This is a genomic window from Enterococcus sp. DIV1307a, from assembly GCF_050537425.1.
Taxonomy (GTDB): Bacteria; Bacillota; Bacilli; order Lactobacillales; family Enterococcaceae; genus Enterococcus; species Enterococcus faecalis.
Map to the genome: position 1 here is coordinate 34,553 of NZ_CP172914.1, position 20,820 is coordinate 55,372.

The following is a 20,820-nucleotide window of genomic DNA, read 5'->3' on the forward strand; positions in this document are numbered from 1 at the left end:
GACTTAGCCATCGCGTGATTTTTTATTTGTCTTCTTTTTTACGGTTTCGTCTAGCAGGAATCAAGGTTACGTAGGCAACGAAACCACCAGTACATAGAACGAATAACACGATGCCAGGAATCAATCCTTCTGGTAAATAAGAGAACTGAATAGTATGGGTTCCAGCGCTGACAGGAACGCTTAGAAAGGCATCTTTAAAGGCTTTTGGGGTAACTTTTTTGCCATCAATTTTGACACGCCAACCTTTGTCATAAGGAATTGTAGTGACGAGTACTTGATCTTTGTCGGCGGTAAAGGTACCTGAAGCAGAGCGTTTGCCAGTTGTTAAATCAACGCCTTTTTCTTGCACGGCGGAAATGGCTTTTTCAAATGCATTGGTATTTAAGCCAACCACTTGCGGCTGAACAAAACTTACTGCTTTGGTTCCATAAAAACTTACTTTGAAGTTAACGGTTGTATCTTTGGGATAGTAACCTAAGTTATAATATTGGCCAGTAATGCCAATTTGTGATTGCTGACTTGAGCCGTTCACGGTGACCGTCGCAGTGGAACTTTCCAATTGAGCAAAATCCGTTGGGAATAAACTCAAATAAGCTTGCGTATTGGCGGGCACATTGACTGTATAAGAAATCTCTTTGGCTACGTTATGTTGTTTCTCCGTAAAAGTTACGCCAGCTGTATTTTGCGTAATTGTCACGTTATTTTGAAGCGTCATCGTTGGTTGATAAAAGGTAAAATACCGTTCATTAGTATTGGCTAAAGCATTTAGTAAATTTGTTTGACTACCTAAATTATCATTGAGAGGTTGCCGGACATTGTAAATCTCTTTGTCTGCTAAAAATCCTAACGGCAAAGCATTTTCGTTACGATAAAGCTGATATTTACCAGCAGCAGCTTGTCGCTCAAAGCCGAATTTCATTGGATTGTTTTCAGCAATATTGTATTTAATGCCCATCAAAGCATCCATTAACAAGGTATTATTTTGGTAACGAATATTTAAATTCGTGCCTCGTGAGCGGAAACCTAAGGCGTTTAGGTATGTTGAAGAATGTCGGTTCCGTACGGAAGAAAACATGCTAATGCCACTGTAGCCATAGTTAATGCCGTCATTGGCCGAAACACCATTTAAATTTTCCAAGCGGTAAAAGGTATCATTTTCTTTTTTTGTTTGATCGACTAGATTTTTTAAGTCAGGATAAGGCTCAGAATACAAGCTGCGTGATGCGTAGTTCCAATCATCTAAAATACCAGTGACCATCGCCCGTGTGTTAATGATTGCTTCACCAGAAACGAGCAGCAATAACAAAATCACTAAGTATTGCATAGGCGCTTTTTTCAATTGATAAAAAGCAATCCCGAAAAAGTATAATAGTAAAAAAGTTGCCGTTAATACGAAAGAGGTTAAAGTCACATACGTATAACTAGTAGCACCTTTTGTGCCCATTGCAAGAGCAAAAATTGCTAAAAGAATCAAAATCAAGCCGCTTAAGACACCGAGATCATCCTTTTCAAATTTCTCCCAACCATAACCTGCAAGCAAAATAACTAAGAATGAAAAGAGGAAACTATAGCGGAAAAGAAACATGTTCGGCGCATGCATACCGTGCCAGAATAAATTTAAGGGCGTGATGTAAAAGCTAGCAATCAATAGGACAAACAAACTGCCAAAAAGTAGTTTGTTTTTCAATGGAACTTCTTTCGTAACGAAATAGAAGAGACAAAAAATCAAAGGCAACAACCCAATGTAAATAAAAGGAATGGACCCATATTTGGTTGTATCGTAAACGCCAATCATATTTTTCATAATAATATCTAAAAAGGCAGTCGCTTCTGTTTTAAAGGTTGTAATTTCAGAAAGAGTTTCACCATTGGTTCGTAAATCTAAGACAGCAGGTAAGACCATAATCATGGATGCTCCACCAGCTAAAAGAGAAGTAGTAAAATACGCAACGATTCGAGATTTATATCGTTGCCAGTCTGTAAACGTTCGTGCAAAATAGTACAGGAAGGAAAACAACCCAATCATAAAGCCAAAATAATAATTTGTAATGAAAAGCAAGAAATAACTGACAAACAATAATGTCGGTTTTCGTTGGTCCATTAAACGATGAATTCCTAAAATTACGAGTGGCAGATAAATAAAGGCATCCAGCCACATAATTAATTCTGAATGGGCCACAATGAAGGACATTAGCGCATAAGACACACTTAAAGTCACATGGGACCATTTAGGAATCTTAAAGGTTTGTTTTGCCAAGAACCAAAAACTCAAGCCAGCACTCCCAATTTTCAACAACGTTAGGAAATAGAGCGCATCAGGCATGTTTTGATTGTTAAAGAAAAAGACGAGCGGCGTAAATAAGCCACCAAGATAATAGGAAATTAAGGACAAGTAGTTTAGTCCCAAAGAAGCATTCCACGTATAGAAAAGACTTTGTTTTCCATGAAGAACATTGTTAAAGCTTGCGTGAAAATTTGAAAATTGAGAAAAGGCATCGCTGGCTAAAACACTGCGACTACTTCCTGGATAAATCCCAATACTCAAATAGATAATTGCCATAATTAAAAATGGAATGAAGAAACTGGCTAACATATAAGGCCAGTTGTTTTTTAAAAACTGCCTACTTTTATTTTTCATAAATAACCTCACCTGATTTTTCGAAAGTACCTATAGTTTATCATACTCTTTATTTGATGTACCAATAGAAGAAAAACTTTAAAATTTTATTAGGATCCTAAGGGTGGAGTGAAGAAGAATTAGTAGTAAGGGATTGACATTCAAATGCTAAATCACCAGATTAAACAACGAATATTCTCCGAAAAATTGCTGAAAACGCCCTGTGGATAACTTTGTGCATAACTCTGTTGAAAACCACAAAAAAGCTTTTTATCTCGGTTTATCCACAAGGATAAGTTTTCGAGTTGCTAAAAAAAACAGACGTAAGTTCAGAAGTCCTGTTTGCTAAAAGTAAAGGAATCCCTAAAGTTGAAAGAAGATGAAAACGTTATTAAAACAACGTTTTCATCTTCTTTTTTCTAGAATTTACAAAGATTTAATGTCGAACAAATAAGCATTGTGGAAAAGTTTTTTGGAAAAAATAAGAAATTTCATCCACAAAGTTTTCTGTGGAGAATTTAAAAATGCTTGTCAAGCTTTTTTTGAAAAAATGTGGATAACTTTTTAAAGACAAGCTTTTTTCCATTTGCGAATTTGCGTTCGGAAACTAGTAAAAGGGGCAACGCTATTAATGTGAATCCATTTCCAAAGAGGCCATTGTGCTTTGGTGGTCGCCCAAGCCCGTTGTTGAGGTAAAAATAATTCGTCTTCGGAAAGCGAGTCAATCCAATGAAGTAATTTTTCTAAGGTGTCTTGCAACGCAATCAGCTGACTTTCTAAACTCATTTGTCCATAGGTTTGATAAAATGATTGATAGAGCGCGCCCAGTTGATTCCATTTATAGCCTTCAGCTGGCGTTTGAACGGTCAGACCACGTTGTTCTTGTTCTTCCCAAGAAAGCAGCAAGTTGAGCCAACCTAATTGATAGGCTAAGTTCTCTGAAGGTGTTTTAGCTACTGTTTCAATTCGGTGATCTTTAAGTGTTTCAGGAATTTCTGCAAATTCAGCTAAATATTTTTGTGAAGCTATTTGAATGGCCTCAATCAAGGCTTCTTTTGATTCATAGGTTCGCATTCTTCGGCTAACTTCCTTTCTTGGTAGGATCTGCTTGTTTTTCATGAGTAATTTGAGTGACTAAACCAAAAGGATCTTTCACAATCGCATAAAATGTTGCAAATTCATTTTCAATTGGTTCTTGGATAATACAGGATTCGGGATGGCACGTGAGTTTTTCAAAAATTGTTTTGGCAGAGTGACGGCTATTGACGGTTAAGCTGAGGGTCAATTGTTCTGTGGGCGTGGTATTCATTCCTGCAAACAAAGGATTATCAGCTAGTTGTAATTGAAAAGTGTCCATTTGTAAAATCGAGTGAGAAAGCCAGTGTTCTTCGCCAGCGGGAATGGTCAAAGAAGGATTTAAGCGCTCTTTAAATTCTTGATTAGTAATTTTAAAAAGAATATCACCAGCAAAGGCTTCTTGGTAAAACGTCAAGGCTTCCGTTGCTCGTCCGTTTAAGACCATAAAAAGGGCAAATTGTGTGTTTTTCATTGTTTGAACCTCCTAAGATTGATAAGATAAGCATAACAATAAAAGGTGTCAAAAAGTGACACCGATGGAGGGAAAAATGAAAAAATCAGAACGTTTAAATCAGGAACTTTTTTTCTTGAGAACCCATCCTCAGTTTAATTTAAATCAGTTAATGAAAACTTTTGGGATTTCTAAAAGCACAGCTTTGCGGGATATTGAAGCTTTGGAAAATTTAGGCGTGCCGCTATATGTGGAGAATGGTCGTTATGGTGGCTATCGAGTTTTAAACAAACCGTTGTTGCCGCCGATTTATTTTAACGAAAATGAAGTGTTAGCAATCTTTTTTTCGTTACAATTACTGAAATTAGTCGCAGAGTCACCGTTTGGTCATTCCTATCAGCAAATTAAGCAAAAATTATTGCATTCTTTAGATGAACCAACCCAATTTAAAATCAGTCAAATGAGTAAGGTCGTCTATTACGAAGGAATTGAACAAGTAGAAGCACCAGGCAATTTAGAGCAGCTGTTTCATTGTATTTTGGCGCAACAAGTAATTCAGTTTAACTATACCAGATATGAAGCAACAACGAAAAAAATCTTACCAACCCGGTTAACTATTTTAGAAGGGTATTGGTATTGTTCAGGCTATGATGTGACTAAAAAGGCTTGGCGTACTTACCGCTGTGATTTTATGGAGGCTATTCAGCAATTAAACCAAACACTGGATTTTACGACTGAAGAATTGAAAGAATCGTATCGCCATCAACAAACGACGGCACGTACGATTCCATTTAAAGCAATCATTACAGAAAAAGGCAAAGAATTTTTTTATAAACATCGCTTTGACAATATTCAGTTGGAAGAAACGCCCACGCAGTGTTTTTTAGTTGGACAGATTCATCCAACAGAAACACAATTTTTAGCCAACTATTTTATGGGCTTTGGTGAAGAAGTGACAATTTTAGAGCCAGTCCAAGTGAAACAAGCATATGTAGAAAGTATAATGAGGATTCAAAAAAAATATCAAGAATAGATTGTGGAACTGTGAACAATCTCATGTGTAAAAATGCACATTAGAGAGGAGAAAGAAAAACCCTTGATTTTTAAATCAAGGGTTTTTCTTTCTAAGAACGTGCTTGCCCATTTCCATAAATAACATATTTTGTCGAAGTAAGCTCTGCTAGACCCATAGGTCCACGGGCATGTAATTTTTGCGTACTAATGCCGATTTCGGCGCCAAATCCAAATTCAAAACCGTCCGTGAAACGAGTTGAAGCATTCGCATAAACAGCGGCTGCATCCACTTGTTGTAAAAATTGTTGTGTGGCAAAGTAATTATCACTAATAATACTTTCAGAATGTTTTGTATTGTAGCGATTAATATGCTGGATGGCTTCGTCCAAAGAATCAACGACTTTCACTGCTAAGATAAAGTCGAGAAATTCCGTTTCCCAATCTTGTTCAGTCGCTGGAATGGCTTCTTCAAAAATTGCTAACGCACGTTCATCTGCCCGAAGTTCCACGTGAAACTCCTTCAAGGCTTTTTCAATTGTTGGTAAAAAGGCTTCAGCCACCTCTTGATGAATTAATAACGTTTCGGCGGCGTTACAGACAGAAGGACGTTGACATTTAGCATTGACAATAATTTCAGTTGCCATTGTTAACTGGGCGTCTTTGTCCACGTAAATATGACAATTGCCCGTGCCCGTTTCAATAACAGGAACAGTGGCTGTTGTCAAAACAGTTTTGATTAAGTTGGCGCCGCCACGCGGAATGAGGACATCCAAGTAGTCATTTAAGCGCATAAGTTGTTGGGCTGTTTCTCTAGAAGTATCATCAACAAATTGAATGAGATGGGGAGAAACGGCTTCTTGGATTAGCGCTTCTTGTAAAATTGTCACCAATATCTGATTGGAGTGAAACGCTTCTTTTCCGCCTCGAAGAATAACAGCATTTCCCGATTTGAAACAAAGGCTAGCGGCATCTGTTGTCACGTTTGGCCGCGATTCATAAATGATTCCAATAACACCTAAAGGCACGCGTTGTTGCCCAATTAACAGTCCCGCTTCATTGCGCCACATTTTATCTACTTCCCCAATTGGATCGGGTAAAGTAGCGACTTGGCGTATGCCCTCAGCCATCGCTGTGATCCGTTCTTCTGTTAAACGTAAGCGGTCTTGCATTGTTTCAGAAATTCCGTGGGTAGCGGCTTGCTCTAAATCTAATGCATTTGCTTGTAAAATGCGGGGTGCATTGGCTTCAATGGCTGCGGCCATTTTGTTTAACAAAGTATTTTTTTGACGAGTATCCATCAAGCCTAGCGTATAAGAGGCTTCTTTAGCTTGTTGCCCTAGTTGCTTTAAATCAGTCACTTTCATGCCCTCCTTTAATAAATAACGTACCGATATCTTTTCCTTCTAAAATTTCAAAAATGATTTTTGGCTGCTTTCCGTTTGCTAAAATCATCGCCTGTTGATTAGCTAACACACGTTCAGCAGCTTTTAATTTACTAGACATCCCACCAGTGCCAAAGCGGCTTCCCTTACCACCGGCTAATTGGAACAAGTCTTCATTAATTTCATTGATTTCAGAAAATAACGTGGCTTCTTTGTTGACAGTAGGGTTGTCTGAAAAGAAACCATCAATATCTGATAACATAACTAACAAGTCAGCTTGAACAATTTGGCAGACAATGGCAGACAATTGATCGTTATCCCCGAACTTGGTTAAGTGATCCAATTCTTCAATTGCGACAGTATCATTTTCATTGACGATAGGAATAATATTCATTTTTAACAGTTGTTCAAAAGTATTGGTAACATTATTGCGACTTTCAGGATATTCAATAACATCACGAGTTAATAAAACTTGTGCCATTTGTTGGCTATAGGTTGAAAACCGCTGATTATAAATGTTCATTAATTCTGCTTGGCCGACTGCAGCGACTGCCTGTTGTTCGGGAATTGTCGTTGGGCGTACAGATAGATTTAATTTATTCAGTCCGACACCAATTGCGCCAGAAGAAACTAAAATAATTTCTTTGCCTTGGTTGCTTAAATCACTCAAAGTAAAGGCTAATTGATCAATTGCTTTTAAGTTAATATTGCCATTGGGATAAATCAGAGAACTGGTTCCGACTTTGATCACAATTCGTTTGGCCTGTTGGAGTTTGTTTCTCATAAGTGCCTCGTTTCTTTTTACAGTAAAATTTGACACTCATTATAACAAAATCAGCGGCTACTAGAAAGTGCTAAATAATGAATAGTAAAGAAAGTTTAATGAAAGTGTGAACTTTTTGAGGGAATCTTGGGACTTTTTGGGATTTGGTCTGTTTATTTTAAGAGAAGATGATAGACTAAAAGAAGGAAAATAAACAAAAATTCTCCTCTTTTTTGCGTAGTCTAGATTAACTGGGCTTTTAGAAATGAGAAACTTACTAAAAACAACCAGAGTATCAGAGATTATGGTAAAATAGGAGTAGTTTAGACAGTAGGGGAGAATGAATATGAAACAACGTGGTTTTGAGATTATTTCTAAGTATCAAGAAGAGGGCTTGAGTGTCCCACAACGAGCAACAAAAGGTGCCGCGGGGTATGATTTTCAAGCAGCCGAAACGGTCGTTGTACCAAGTCTTTGGAAGTTACAACAAGCTGGAGAAAATCCCAAACCAATTTTAGTTAAAACAGGAATTAAGGCGTATATGCCTGATTCTGAATATTTAGAATTGGTAAGTCGTTCTTCGAACCCGCTAAAACGATTCCTACTTTTAGCGAATGGTGTCGGAGTCATTGACAGTGATTATTATAATAACGAGAATAACGAAGGACATATCATGTTCCAATTTTTAAACTTTGGATATGAAGATGTTGTCATTGAAAAAGGTGAACGAATTGGCCAAGGGATTTTTAAGCCGTTTTTATTAGCGGATGATGACCAAGTCGAGGCAGAAAGAACGGGCGGTTTTGGTTCGTCTGGACAAAAATAAAGCCCATTTTTTCAGTAGGCAACGTTATTCAAACCATTTAATAAATGTTAAAATAAACAACAGATAAGGAGATTCTACATGGCAAAAAAAGCAAAAGTTCAATTTGAATGTCAAAGCTGTGGGTATGTGTCTCCAAAATATCTCGGCCGCTGTCCTAATTGCGGACAATGGAATTCGATGGTGGAAGAGGTTATTCAAGATACTTCTGATCGTCGTGCTAGAGTAAGTTTGACTGGTAAAAAGACACAACCACAACGGCTATCTGAAGTCATACCTAAAAAAGAGCCTCGTGTAAAAACTGAATTAGTGGAGCTGAATCGGGTTTTAGGTGGTGGCGTTGTTCCAGGTTCGTTAGTTTTAATCGGTGGCGATCCCGGAATAGGTAAGTCAACATTGCTCTTACAAGTATCGCAACAATTAGCAGCCACAGGTGGTACGGTTTTATATGTTTCTGGTGAAGAAAGTGCTGAGCAAATTAAATTACGAGCGGAGCGTCTAGGCACCGTCAACGAGACATTTTACTTATACGCAGAAACAGATATGCACGAAATATCACGAGCCATTGAAAAATTAGAACCAGACTATGTCATTATTGACTCGATTCAAACAATGACGCAGCCAGATGTTACCAGCGTTGCTGGTAGTGTCAGTCAAGTCCGAGAAACAACTGCCGAATTATTGAAACTGGCAAAAACGAATGGGATTGCCATTTTTATTGTCGGACACGTAACGAAGGAAGGGTCTATCGCAGGGCCACGGATGTTGGAACATATGGTAGACACGGTTCTTTATTTTGAAGGAGATAAGCATCACACCTTTAGAATCTTACGGGCTGTCAAAAATCGGTTTGGCTCAACGAATGAGATTGGTATTTTTGAAATGCAGACACATGGATTGGTTGAAGTTATGAATCCTTCTCAGGTCTTTTTAGAAGAACGTTTAGAAGGAGCCACCGGATCTTCAATTGTGGTAGCAATGGAAGGTTCACGCCCTATTTTGGTGGAAATCCAAGCGTTAGTTACCCCAACGATGTTTGGCAATGCCAAGCGAACGACCACCGGGTTGGACTTTAATCGCGTTTCTTTAATCATGGCGGTTTTAGAAAAACGGGCAGGCCTTTTGTTACAAAACCAGGATGCGTATCTAAAAGCGGCTGGTGGAGTCAAAATTAATGAACCAGCTATTGATTTAGCGTTAGCAATCAGTATTGCTTCTAGCTATAAAGAAAAAGGAACCTCATCTTCGGAATGTTTCATTGGTGAGATTGGTTTAACTGGTGAAATCCGCCGCGTGAATAGTATTGAACAACGAGTGCGTGAAGCGCAAAAACTAGGCTTTACAAAAGTCTATGTCCCTAAAAATAACCTTGGTGGCTGGGAAGCGCCTGAAGGGATTGAAATTATTGGCGTTTCAACAATTGGTGAAACGTTAAGAAAAGTTTTTAAATAATGAAAGTAGAAATAATCCGTTTAGGTTTTTGGTGGCGTATGATTTTTGTACGCCCCACAACACTAGACGTCTTTATTAAATAAACGAGGAGGATGGCTATATGCAAAAACGAATCATCACGTTGCTGATGATCATTGCTGGTGCAAGTTTAGGAATTTCTCTTTTCCCAATGGCTTGGGAAATGGCTAAGCAAGGCAATAACAGTTGGTTAAACAATAACTTTACGAACGGATTAATCGGTGCAATTATTTTCTTTATTTTATCTTTAGGGTTAGCAAAGTATATTGTTTCCGCTGTCAAAAAAATCGAAGCAGCTTTAAATGAAATGAGTTTAACCTATTTATTATTTGGAAGTATTGGTGCCATCATTGGTTTAACAATTGGTGTCATTATTTCCATTCCAATGTACAACTTACAAATTCCTGTCGTGAATAGTTTACTGCCAATTCTAGTTATGATTATTCTGGGTTACTTAGGTTTCCGAATGGGAACAACACGGATTGAGGAGTGGAAAAAAGTTTTTACACCTCGCCAAAAGAAAGCAAATACGGAAGACACCGAAGGACAAATGTTGGAACGTAAAGTGGAAGACAACTTCCATAAATACAAAATTTTAGACACCAGTGTCATCATTGATGGCAGAATCTACGATATCGCTAAAACAGGCTTTTTAGAAGGTGTTTTGCTCATCCCTAACTTTGTTTTATATGAATTACAATACATTGCTGATTCTGGAGACAGTTTAAAACGGGTGAGAGGTCGTCGTGGCTTAGATATTTTAAATGCTTTACAAAAAGAAGAAGGTATCTCCGTTGAGATGTATGACGGAGATTTCGAGGATATCTCTGAAGTAGACAGTAAATTAATCAAATTAGCAAAATTATTAGATGGCGTGGTTGTGACCAATGACTACAACTTAAATAAAGTCTCTGAATTTCAAAATGTGCCTGTTTTAAACATTAATGCTTTAGCTAATGCTGTGAAACCAGTGGTGATTCCAGGTGAAACGATGAATGTGATGGTTGTAAAAGCCGGAACAGAGCGTCAACAAGGGGTCGCTTACTTAGATGATGGCACAATGGTTGTGGTAGAAGATGGCCAGCATTACATGAATGAGCAAATCGAAGTGGTCGTTACAAGTGCTTTACAAACCGCAGCTGGGCGTATGATTTTTGCCAAACCGGCGCACGCGGGTCGCGGGATTAATGATCGCAAGGATAACCATCCTAAAAACGATAAAAATTAAGCAAAGTGAGGACTTAGTATGATTCGAATCGGTCAAGGTTTTGATGTTCATCAATTAGTTCCGCAACGACCTTTAATTATTGGTGGGGTTACTCTTCCTTATGAAAAAGGTCTGTTAGGTCACTCAGATGCCGATGTTTTAACACATGCAATTATTGATGCAATCCTTGGTGCCGCTGGTCTGGGTGATATTGGGCAACTGTTTCCCGAAACCGATCCGCAGTTCAAAAATGCGAATTCTGTAAACTTATTAAAAAAAGTAAATGAAAAAGTTGGGCGGTCGGGCTTTACTATTGGCAATATTGATTGTACAATTTTAGCGGAAGAGCCAAAGATGAGCCCATACTTGGCAGAGATGGAAAAGAATCTAGCCGCGAGTTGCCACTTAGCGGTCACACAAGTGAACATTAAGGCAACGACCATGGAAGCGATGGGCTTTGTTGGTAAAAAAGAAGGAATCGGCGCAATTGCCGTTGCTTTATTGGAAAAATAACTGAAAACGACGTTAAACCGTCTGTTTTTAAAAAATGGAAAGAGGAATGAACATGACGAAAGTTCGTGTGCGTTACGCACCAAGTCCAACTGGACACTTGCACATTGGGAATGCAAGAACAGCATTATTTAACTACTTATTTGCCCGCCACAATGACGGAGAATTTATCATTCGTATCGAGGATACCGACCAAAAACGGAACATCGAAGACGGCGAGAAAAGTCAGTTGGAAAACTTAGCATGGTTAGGGATGGAATGGGATGAATCACCTGCTCATCCGGGAGAATATGGTCCATATCGTCAATCAGAACGTAAAGAAATTTACCAACCATTGATCGATCAATTATTAAGTAGCAATCGTGCGTATAAGTGTTATTGTACGCCAGAAGAATTAGAAGCAGAACGTGAAGCACAACAAGCTCGTGGGGAAATGCCTCACTACGCAGGCACTTGTGCGAATTTAACACCTTCTGAACAAGCAGCCAAAGAAGCGGCTGGTCTAGAACCAGTGATTCGTTTCCGTGTGCCACGTAATACAGAATACAAATTTGATGACATCGTGAAAGGTGAAATTACTTTTGAGTCAGATAACATTGGTGGCGATTTTGTCATCCAAAAACGCGATGGGATGCCAACGTATAACTTTGCCGTTGCAGTAGATGATCACTTAATGAAAATTTCTCATGTTTTACGTGGCGATGATCACATTGCGAACACACCAAAACAATTAATGATTTACGAAGCGTTTGAATGGACACCACCTGTCTTTGGCCATATGACCTTAATCATTAATTCAGAAACTGGCAAAAAATTGAGCAAACGTGATGAAACAATTTTACAATTTATTGAACAATACCGTGAATTAGGTTACTTACCAGAAGCCATGTTCAACTTTATTGCTTTACTAGGATGGTCTCCTGTTGGCGAAGAAGAAATCTTCTCACAAGAAGACTTGATTAAATTGTTTGATGAACAACGCTTAAGCAAGTCACCAGCGGCCTTTGATGCGAAAAAATTAGAATGGATTAACAATCAATACATGAAACAAATGGACTTAGGTGAACTAACAGATATGTGTATTCCTTATTTAGTCGCTGACGGTCGTGTTGAAGAAAATCCATCTCCTGAAAAAATCGAATGGTTAAAACAATTAGTTAGCTTGTATCAACCACAAATGAGTTATGCAGCTGAAATTGTGGAACTATCAAACTTGTTCTTTAATGAACATCCAGTTTTAGATGATGCTGCGAAAGAATTCTTGCAAGGAGAAACAGTGCCAACTGTGTTACATGCGTTTAAAGAACAATTAGAAGCCTTGGACGTTTTCGATGTCCCAAGTATTAAAGCAGCGATTAAAGCCGTCCAAAAAGAAACCGGCGTTAAAGGCAAAAACTTGTTTATGCCAATTCGAATTGCTGTTTCTGGACAAATGCATGGTCCTGAATTAGGCGAAACCATCGAGTTATTAGGCAAAGAAAAAGCTTTAGATCATTTAAATAAAGTGTTATAAAAACACAAAGAATAGAAGAAGTAGACAATCAGATGGATTTCAGAGACGCTGTGGGTGGTGAGAACAGCGAGCATCTTTTGTCGAAATGCATCTATGAGTGGCTTTGGTGAAAAAAGTAACCGAAGACGTCGGCAGGCGTTAACTGTATCGAGGCAAGAGCTAGTTCTTGTGAAGAAAAGTGGAACCACGCATGGGCGTCTTTTAAGCAACGTTTTTTTGTTGCTTAAAAGACGTTTTTTATTTTTGTATAATAGAAAGGAGTTCACCATATGAGTTGGTTGAAACGTAGCGTCGCAGCTGTTAAAAGAAACGATCCTGCAGCGCGGACCACACTAGAAGTTCTTTTAACGTATCCTGGCTTGCACGCCCTGTTTTGGCATCGCTTGTCTCATTTCTTATATAGGCATCAGTTGTTTTTGTTGGCGAAGATTCATGCACAATTTTGGCGTTTCATAACGGGCGTAGAAATTCATCCCGGAGCCACAATTGGTGCGGGGGTTTTTATCGATCACGGCATGGGCATTGTGATTGGGGAAACCGCGGAAATAGAAGAAGATGTTGTTTTGTTTCACGGAGTGACGTTAGGTGGGACCGGTCGTGATACGGGTAAACGCCATCCAACAGTGAAAAAAGGAGCGATGATTTCGGCACGAGCTCAAATTTTAGGGCCAGTTGTGATTGGTGAACGTTCAAAAATTGGGGCGGGTGCTGTTGTTATTTCAGACATCCCAGCAGATGCCACAGCTGTGGGTGTTCCTGCGAAAGTCGTTCGTCTAAATGGAAGAAAGGTGGAAAAAGGGCATGATTAAAATTTATAATACATTGACCAGAGAAAAAGAAGTATTTACGCCAATTGAGGCGCATAAAGTTCGGATGTATGTCTGCGGACCAACCGTGTATAACTATATCCATATCGGTAATGCGCGCAGTGCGATCGCCTTTGATACAATTCGTCGTTATTTTGAATATCGTGGGTATGAAGTGAATTATGTCTCGAACTTTACAGATGTCGATGATAAAATTATCAAGGCAGCTAAAGAATTGAAAATTACTGCGCCGGAAGTGGCAGAGCGTTTTATCAAAGCCTTTGAAGAAGACACGCAAGCATTGAATGTCCAACCAGCAACGTTACATCCTCGGGTGATGGACCACATGCCTGATATCTTAGCTTTCATCGAAGTTTTAATTGAAAAAGGTTTTGCTTATGAGGTCGCAGGTGATGTGTATTATCGCACCCGTAAATTCCCTAATTATGGTAAATTAAGCCATCAATCGATTGATGAATTAGAAGTGGGGGCAAGTCAACGAACTGGCGTTGAACAACAATTAAAAGAAGACCCATTGGATTTTGCTCTTTGGAAAAGTGCCAAAGAAGATGAAATTTCTTGGGATTCTCCTTGGGGTAAAGGACGTCCCGGCTGGCATATTGAATGCTCTGTCATGGCGACAAAACACTTGGGAGAGACGATTGATATTCATGGCGGTGGACAAGATTTAGAATTTCCACATCATGAGAATGAAATTGCACAGAGCGAAGCCAAAACAGGCCATACCTTTGCCAATTACTGGATGCATAACGGCTATGTCACAATTGGTGAAGACGATGAAAAAATGAGCAAATCCCTAGGTAACTTCATTACTGTTCATGAAATGATTCAAAAAGTGGATCCGCAAATTTTACGTTTCTTTATGTCCACCACCCAGTACCGTCGCCCGATTCGTTATAGCGAAAGCACTCTAAAAGAGGCAGCAGCCAATTATCAAAAATTGAAAAATGCGTTTGAAAATTTACGTTTTAGACAAGCAGATGCGGTCGCAAGTTTGCCAGAGGATGAACACTATTTGGCTCAATTAAACGAATTAGAACAACGTTTTATTACGGAAATGGACGATGATTTCAATGCAGCTAACGGGATTACGGTCGTTTATGAATTAGCGAAGATGATGAATCAGTATAGTGAACAAGCGACAGTTTCGGAACCAATTCTAGTGGCGATGGATAAGCTTTTCAGTGGCTGGTTAGCTATTTTTGGTTTATTCTTTAAAAACGAAGAATTAGTGGATGCACAAGTCGATGCGTTAATTGAAGAACGGAACCAAGCACGGAAAGACCGTGATTTTGCCCGAAGTGATGAAATCCGCGATTTATTAAAAGAACAAGGCATTGTTTTAGAAGATACTCCGCAAGGAACGAGATGGAGAAGAAGTGAATGAGAGATTACAAACAATTAAACGGTTTAGCTTTGGCCTATGTTGGCGATGCGATTTATGAAATTTACATTCGTGATTATTTAGTTTCCTTAGGACAAACGAAACCGAATGTTTTGCATCGCATGGCGACACACTACGTGTCAGCAAAAGCCCAAGCAAGCTTAATGCAAGCGATGTTAGCGGGAGAAATGCTAACGGAGGAAGAAGAAGTGATGTACAAACGCGGTCGGAATGCGAAAAGTCACACCTTTGCCAAAAATGCTGATGTGACGACCTATCGGGTAGCGACCGGTTTCGAATCCTTGATGGGTTATTTACATTTAACACAACAAAAAGAACGTTTAGAAGAATTAATTAACTGGTGTATCAAGAAAGTAGGTGAAACCAATGAAAAATGAAAAATCTCGTCCTTTTAAAAAAGGTAAGAAACGTCCAGAACGTTCAGATAAGCGTTCAAAAGAACGGAACCCACGACCAGCGACAGCAGGTCCTGATGGAACCTCAGAAGAGCTAGCAGATAACTTTGTCTTTGGTTTCCATGCCACTGTTGAGGCGTTGCAGCAAGGACGCGGGAATAAATTGTTTTTACAAGAAGATGCTCGTGGCGAAAAAATTGAGCAATTAAAACAAGCAGCGAAAGAGCAGGCTGTTCCAGTCAAATGGGTGCCTAAAGCAAAATTAGATACGATGAGTGATCACGGCGTGCATCAAGGCATGGTTTTAGCAATCACGGCGTATCAATATTTAACTTTAGAAGAATTATTGGAACAAACAAAAGAAAAGACAGAAACACCATTTTTCCTAATTTTAGACAGTCTAGAGGACCCACATAACTTTGGCTCAATTTTGCGAACAGCTGATGCGACAGGCGTAGACGGTATTATCATTCCGAAACATCGTGCAGTGGGAATTACACCAACCGTAACCAAAGCATCAACAGGGGCCGTGGAACATATTCCAGTGGCTCGTGTAACGAATCTAGCGCAAAGTATTGCAACGCTAAAAGAGAATCAATTTTGGATTTTTGGTACAGATATGTCTGGGACGGATTATCGTCGCTGGAATACACAAGGCGCAATTGCCTTAATCATCGGAAATGAAGGTCGTGGCATGAGTCAAGGTCTTCATAAAGAAGTGGATGAATTATTAACGATTCCAATGACTGGACACGTTCAAAGCTTAAACGCTGGTGTGGCTGCAGGCTTGCTAATGTATGAAGTCTATCGTGGCCGCAACCCATTATAGAAGAAGGCGATTGTATGAAAAAACAATTGTTAATCGTTGATGGCTATAATATGATTGGTGCTTGGCCAGAATTGGTCCAGTTGAAAAAGCAAGAGCGTTTAGAGGATGCGCGTGAACTGCTTCTTAGTCGTCTGTCCAATTATGCCAAATATGAAGGGTTGGAAATCATTGTGGTCTTTGATGCCCAATTAGTCCCAGGTATTCAGCAAACGTACAAAAAGTACCTTTTGACCGTGGTTTTCACCAAAGAAGATGAAACAGCAGATAGTTATATTGAACGTCTAGCTGGTGAAAAAAATGATCGTTTAACGCAAGTAACAGTCGCAACGAGTGATTTGGCTGAACAATGGGTGGTCTTTTCACAAGGTGCATTGCGGACTTCGGCCAATGAACTTTACAAAGCTGTCCAGAAAACAGAAAAGACGATTGCCATTCATGCAACAGATATCCATTTCCAGCAATTTCGTCGAAATTCTCCATGGAACGTGGAGCAGTTATCAAAACTTTCTGAGAAGCTAGAAGAATTGTCTCAAAAAAAAGATTAAACAAATGTTCGCTTAAGTCATAAATTTCTAACATGCTATGCTCTCCTAAATCATTCGATACGTTTATCGAAAAGGAGGGCTTTTTATGTTAGAACAGATTCAACAAGCATTAGCAGGAGACCAAGAACAATTTCAAGCCTTATATGGGCAATATCAGCCAGTGATTTATAAGTGCATGAAAAAATACTATTTAAAAGATTATGATACTGAAGACTGGCTTCAAGAAGGACGAATTGTCTTCTTTCGGACGTTAGAACGATTTGATTCAGAAAAACAAGCATCATTAGGAAAGTTTTTTAAACGAAATTTTGAAAATCACGTACATAGCTTAATTCGCCATCAATGCGCCTATAAGCGGCGAACAGATACCTTGTCTATTTCTCTGGAACAACGATTAGAAAGCGCTGGTGAAGAGTTAGTGGACTATTTAGGGACAGCGGCTACCGACCCATTAGGTCAATTAATGATTCAAGAAAAATTGGCAGCTTTTCCGACACGTCTTTCCTCGTTGGAACAACAAATTTTAAACGCATACTTAAAAGGCTACACGTTAGAAGAAATCGCTAAAGTGCGTGGGGGAACTTTTTCAGCTGTCCGAAGTGCCTATGATCGTGCCAAAGCAAAAATGAAATATACATTAGAAAATGAATAAAAATTCGACAAAACAGCCGGTTTGTCGAGCAAAAGTAGTTGCAAACAGACTTCTAGTATGATAAACTTGAAATTTTTTAAAAAAAGTGATATAATGTTTCTCGAGGTGAATGCAATGCCAACAACGTTATCGTCAATTAAGAAAGATTTGGAAGGCCGTATCGGCAGTGAAATTATGTTAGTTGCTCAGACTGGAAGAAAGCGCCAAACAGAACGTAAAGGAATCTTAACGGAGACTTATCCATCTGTTTTTGTTGTTGACTTGGATCCAGACGAGAACTCATTTGAACGTGTATCTTATAGCTATTCAGATGTTTTAACACGCACCGTTGAAATCGAATTCATCGGTCAAGCCGTATAATTTAGAAAGTCCGCTTAGGAGTGAAGGAAGAGCCCTTCGTTCCTAAGCTCTTTTTAATTTCAGCCATCTGTCGTCAGAGAAAGATCAATCTTCGGTGTACTTCTTCATGGACATATGATAGAATCTAAAAGATTAAAATGTTGGTAGACAAAAGATTAAGGAAGGTGAATCAGGGAACCGATGGAAATAATCGAACGAGCTCCTGCGAAAATTAATCTTGGGTTAGATGTTCTGCATAAACGTGTGGATGGCTATCATGAAGTTGAATCTATTTTTGCAAGTGTAGATTTAGCCGATCATTTAACTTTTGAAAATCTAGAAGAAGACATCATTCGTATTGAAACGGACAGCTCTTTTTTACCCGTGGATCGACGGAATCATGTCTATCAAGCAGTTGACTTATTAAAGCGTACCTATAATATTCATAAAGGAATTAAAATATATATTGAAAAACGTATCCCCGTGGCAGCTGGTTTAGCAGGGGGGAGCAGTGACTGTGCCGCAGCATTACGAGGCTTGAACAAACTGTGGAATCTGGGGTTGACGATGGACGAACTCTGTGAAATTGGCAGCCAAATTGGTATGGATGTTCCTTATTGTTTAAGGGGCGGAACAGCCTTTGCAAACGGACGTGGGGAGAAAATTGAAACATTACCGACCATGCCTCAATGTTGGATTGTGTTAGTTAAACCAAGAATTAGTGTATCCACTAGTACCGTTTTTAATGATTTAGCGGTAGATGAATTGCACCATCCAGATATTGCTGGACTAAGAATAGCCATCGAAAATGGTGATTATACTGGGATGACCCAGACGGTCGGCAATGCGTTGGAAAGTGTCACGATTGCCAGACATCCGATCGTGCAACAAATCAAGGATCGCATGCTGAAGTACGGCGCTGATGCAGCGTTGATGAGCGGCAGTGGACCGACAGTCTTTGCTTTATGTGAAAAGAAAACACGAGCACAACGGATTTATAATGGACTCAAAGGCTTTTGCGAAGAAGTTTATTTGGTTCGGACATTGAAATAAATAAAAACAACAGAGCGTGGAGCAAAAACCCAAAGTGATTTTTGTCCCACGCTCTGTTGTTTTTTTAAATTTATTCCTTGACGTCCCGTGATCCATTTGGTACATTATTCCTGGCAAATCGTAAATATTACGGTTTATAATAGGTAAATCGAAAAGAGGACAGAACATGACGAAAATCTACCGCCGTTTGATAATCGGCGTTACTTTAGCAATCAGTGCTTTTCTTTTAGCTAGCTGTGGGCAAACCACACAATCGTCAAAAGAGAAGAAAGAGCTCACGGTAATGACTACTTTTTATCCGATGTACGACTTCGCAAAACAAGTCGTTGGTGATGAGGGAGAGGTTGAGCTGTTGATTCCAGCTGGAACGGAACCACACGATTATGAACCAAGCGCAAAAGACTTAGCGAAAATTACTGATGCGGATGTCTTTGTTTATAATAGTAAAGAGCTAGAAACTTGGGTTCCGAATGTTATTGAAAACTTGGACACGAAAAAAGTTTCAATCGTGGAAGCCAGTCAATCCATTCAATTGATGCAAGGAACAGAAGAGGAAGAATCTGGCGAAGAAGGTCATGAAGGCCATAACCATTCCCACGAACTGGATCCGCATGTCTGGTTAGATCCCGTGTTAGCGCAAAAAGAAGTAACAGCGATTCGGGATGCGCTTATCAAAAAATATCCTGAGAAAAAAGCCGTATTTGAAAAAAATACCGCTGCTTATTTGGAAAAATTGACTGCGCTAGATAAGGAATACCAAGCTGCATTTGCAGACGCTAAAAATCGGACCTTTGTGACGCAACATGCTGCATTTGGCTATTTGGCGAAACAATATGGCTTGACCCAAGAACCGATTGCTGGGATTTCTCCAGACCAAGAACCTTCGCCAAGTCGTTTAGCCGAATTAAAAAAATATATTAAAACAAACAATGTTTCTGTGATCTATTTTGAAGCATCGGCTTCTACAAAAGTAGCCAAAACATTGGCAGACGAGACAGGCGTCGAATTAGCCGTATTGAATCCTTTAGAGAGTTTAACTCAAAAAGAACAAGAAGCAGGCGAGAACTACGTGTCTGTCATGAAAGAAAACCTCGCTGCTTTACAAAAAAGCATTCATTAATCTGGCAACAGAAAGGAGCCAACTTATGCATTATATTGAAGTCGAAAATTTAACCTTCTATTATGATGATGAACCTGTTTTAGAAGATGTTTCTTATTATGTTGATCCAGGGGAATTCGTTATTTTAACAGGAGAAAATGGCGCTGCCAAGTCAACGCTGATCAAAAGTACCTTAGGGTTATTAAAACCAACAAGTGGCAAAATTACGGTCGCTAAAAAAAATAGTGCTGGTGAAAAAATCAGCATTGGCTACATTCCACAACAAGTCGCTTCTTTCAATGCGGGCTTTCCTAGCACCGTCATTGAATTAGTACGTTCAGGTCGCTTTCCCAGAAATCGTTGGTTCAAACCGTTGACGAAAAAAGATCATCTTCATGTGGAAAAAGCTTTGAAATCAGTGGACATGTGGGAAATGCGCCACAAACGAATTGGCGAGCTTTCTGGAGGGCAAAAGCAACGAATTAGTTTAGCACGAGTGTTTGCGACCGATCCAGATTTGTTTATTTTAGATGAGCCAACAACAGGTATGGATGAACAATCGCGAAACGAATTTTATCAATTGTTGCAACACAGTGCGCATGAACATGGAAAAGCTATTTTGATGATTACGCATGATCATGAAGATATCAAAACCTATGTGGATCGTCAAATTCGTCTTGTCCGCAAAGAAGATTCGAAATGGCGTTGTTTCCATATGAGTGAAGAATCGTATACGTAAAGTTTCCAATAAAACGTTATCTGGCTCGATCATAACGAAAGCCAAGGAACGGCTTAAAGAAATGTTGGAAAAATTTAAAAAATAAGCAGGAATTAAAAAATTAATTCGCT

General features: G+C 39.2%; 21 protein-coding genes and 1 other annotated feature. Of the genes, 16 read left to right on the top strand and 5 right to left on the bottom strand.

Annotated elements, in window-relative coordinates; translation table 11 throughout:
- Positions 1–22: 22 nt before the first annotated feature.
- From IGL90_RS00145 to IGL90_RS00155, 3 genes are all read right to left on the bottom strand, one after another.
- On the bottom strand, positions 23–2,638 hold the full coding sequence (locus tag IGL90_RS00145; RefSeq protein WP_002361467.1) for a YfhO family protein: 2,616 nt from the start codon (positions 2,636–2,638) through the stop codon (positions 23–25).
- Positions 2,639–3,181: 543 nt separating this feature from the next.
- A complete protein-coding gene (locus tag IGL90_RS00150) occupies positions 3,182–3,691 on the bottom strand; it encodes a ClbS/DfsB family four-helix bundle protein (protein WP_002356044.1) in 510 nt (169 codons plus the stop codon).
- Positions 3,692–3,698: 7 nt separating this feature from the next.
- A complete protein-coding gene (locus tag IGL90_RS00155; protein WP_002379268.1) occupies positions 3,699–4,166 on the bottom strand; it encodes a VOC family protein in 468 nt (155 codons plus the stop codon).
- A gap of 64 nt (positions 4,167–4,230) precedes the next feature.
- Between IGL90_RS00155 and IGL90_RS00160 the strand changes: the two genes are divergently transcribed.
- Positions 4,231–5,178, top strand: a complete 948-nt coding sequence (locus IGL90_RS00160; protein ID WP_002389777.1) for a helix-turn-helix transcriptional regulator — start codon at positions 4,231–4,233, stop codon at positions 5,176–5,178.
- A 91-nt stretch (positions 5,179–5,269) separates the two neighbouring features.
- Here IGL90_RS00160 and IGL90_RS00165 read toward each other — a convergent pair whose 3' ends face one another.
- Both IGL90_RS00165 and proB read right to left on the bottom strand, forming a co-directional pair.
- Positions 5,270–6,523 carry a glutamate-5-semialdehyde dehydrogenase gene (locus tag IGL90_RS00165; protein WP_002385467.1) on the bottom strand — a complete coding sequence of 418 codons (1,254 nt, stop codon included), beginning with the start codon at positions 6,521–6,523 and terminating at the stop codon, positions 5,270–5,272.
- Positions 6,510–7,325, bottom strand: a complete 816-nt coding sequence (gene proB / locus IGL90_RS00170; protein WP_002389550.1) for a glutamate 5-kinase — start codon at positions 7,323–7,325, stop codon at positions 6,510–6,512. Before proB ends, IGL90_RS00165 begins: the two co-directional genes overlap by 14 nt.
- A 319-nt stretch (positions 7,326–7,644) precedes the next feature.
- On the opposite strand from proB, the gene IGL90_RS00175 reads away from it, so the two are divergent.
- The 15 genes from IGL90_RS00175 to IGL90_RS00245 all read left to right on the top strand — a co-directional run bounded on the left by IGL90_RS00175 (position 7,645) and on the right by IGL90_RS00245 (position 20,710).
- Positions 7,645–8,130, top strand: a complete 486-nt coding sequence (locus tag IGL90_RS00175) for a dUTP diphosphatase (protein ID WP_002361472.1) — start codon at positions 7,645–7,647, stop codon at positions 8,128–8,130.
- Positions 8,131–8,208: 78 nt separating this feature from the next.
- On the top strand, positions 8,209–9,579 hold the full coding sequence (gene radA / locus IGL90_RS00180) for a DNA repair protein RadA (RefSeq protein ID WP_002361473.1): 1,371 nt from the start codon (positions 8,209–8,211) through the stop codon (positions 9,577–9,579).
- A gap of 100 nt (positions 9,580–9,679) precedes the next feature.
- On the top strand, positions 9,680–10,825 hold the full coding sequence (locus IGL90_RS00185) for a PIN/TRAM domain-containing protein (protein WP_002368622.1): 1,146 nt from the start codon (positions 9,680–9,682) through the stop codon (positions 10,823–10,825).
- 18 nt (positions 10,826–10,843) lie between these two features.
- Positions 10,844–11,317 (top strand): 2-C-methyl-D-erythritol 2,4-cyclodiphosphate synthase, encoded by a 474-nt coding sequence (ispF, locus tag IGL90_RS00190; RefSeq protein WP_033594376.1) that lies wholly within the window; start codon positions 10,844–10,846, stop codon positions 11,315–11,317.
- Between the two features lie 52 nt (positions 11,318–11,369).
- Positions 11,370–12,827 (top strand): glutamate--tRNA ligase, encoded by a 1,458-nt coding sequence (gltX, locus tag IGL90_RS00195; protein WP_002381335.1) that lies wholly within the window; start codon positions 11,370–11,372, stop codon positions 12,825–12,827.
- Positions 12,826–13,032: a binding site (T-box leader), on the top strand. It overlaps the preceding gene by 2 nt.
- A gap of 64 nt (positions 13,033–13,096) precedes the next feature.
- Positions 13,097–13,636, top strand: a complete 540-nt coding sequence (epsC, locus tag IGL90_RS00200; RefSeq protein ID WP_002356054.1) for a serine O-acetyltransferase EpsC — start codon at positions 13,097–13,099, stop codon at positions 13,634–13,636.
- Positions 13,629–15,041, top strand: coding sequence for a cysteine--tRNA ligase (gene cysS / locus IGL90_RS00205; RefSeq protein ID WP_010709112.1), 1,413 nt, complete (start codon positions 13,629–13,631; stop codon positions 15,039–15,041). Before epsC ends, cysS begins: the two co-directional genes overlap by 8 nt.
- Complete coding sequence (locus IGL90_RS00210; RefSeq protein ID WP_002356056.1) at positions 15,038–15,436, top strand: Mini-ribonuclease 3; 399 nt, start codon at positions 15,038–15,040, stop codon at positions 15,434–15,436. The genes cysS and IGL90_RS00210 overlap by 4 nt, the downstream gene beginning before the upstream one ends.
- On the top strand, positions 15,426–16,283 hold the full coding sequence (gene rlmB, locus IGL90_RS00215; protein WP_048738038.1) for a 23S rRNA (guanosine(2251)-2'-O)-methyltransferase RlmB: 858 nt from the start codon (positions 15,426–15,428) through the stop codon (positions 16,281–16,283). The genes IGL90_RS00210 and rlmB overlap by 11 nt, the downstream gene beginning before the upstream one ends.
- A gap of 14 nt (positions 16,284–16,297) precedes the next feature.
- Positions 16,298–16,828: an NYN domain-containing protein gene (locus IGL90_RS00220; RefSeq protein ID WP_002356058.1), complete on the top strand. Its 531-nt coding sequence runs from the start codon at positions 16,298–16,300 to the stop codon at positions 16,826–16,828.
- A gap of 85 nt (positions 16,829–16,913) precedes the next feature.
- On the top strand, positions 16,914–17,480 hold the full coding sequence (locus tag IGL90_RS00225; RefSeq protein WP_002356059.1) for a sigma-70 family RNA polymerase sigma factor: 567 nt from the start codon (positions 16,914–16,916) through the stop codon (positions 17,478–17,480).
- A 57-nt stretch (positions 17,481–17,537) separates the two neighbouring features.
- Positions 17,538–17,840, top strand: a complete 303-nt coding sequence (locus IGL90_RS00230) for a Veg family protein (protein ID WP_002383497.1) — start codon at positions 17,538–17,540, stop codon at positions 17,838–17,840.
- Between the two features lie 180 nt (positions 17,841–18,020).
- Entirely contained in the window at positions 18,021–18,872 is an 852-nt protein-coding gene (gene ispE / locus IGL90_RS00235; protein ID WP_002379846.1) for a 4-(cytidine 5'-diphospho)-2-C-methyl-D-erythritol kinase, read from the top strand.
- A 166-nt stretch (positions 18,873–19,038) separates the two neighbouring features.
- Complete coding sequence (locus tag IGL90_RS00240) at positions 19,039–19,992, top strand: metal ABC transporter substrate-binding protein (RefSeq protein WP_002386411.1); 954 nt, start codon at positions 19,039–19,041, stop codon at positions 19,990–19,992.
- A gap of 25 nt (positions 19,993–20,017) precedes the next feature.
- On the top strand, positions 20,018–20,710 hold the full coding sequence (locus IGL90_RS00245; protein ID WP_002356064.1) for a metal ABC transporter ATP-binding protein: 693 nt from the start codon (positions 20,018–20,020) through the stop codon (positions 20,708–20,710).
- Positions 20,711–20,820 lie beyond the last annotated feature (110 nt).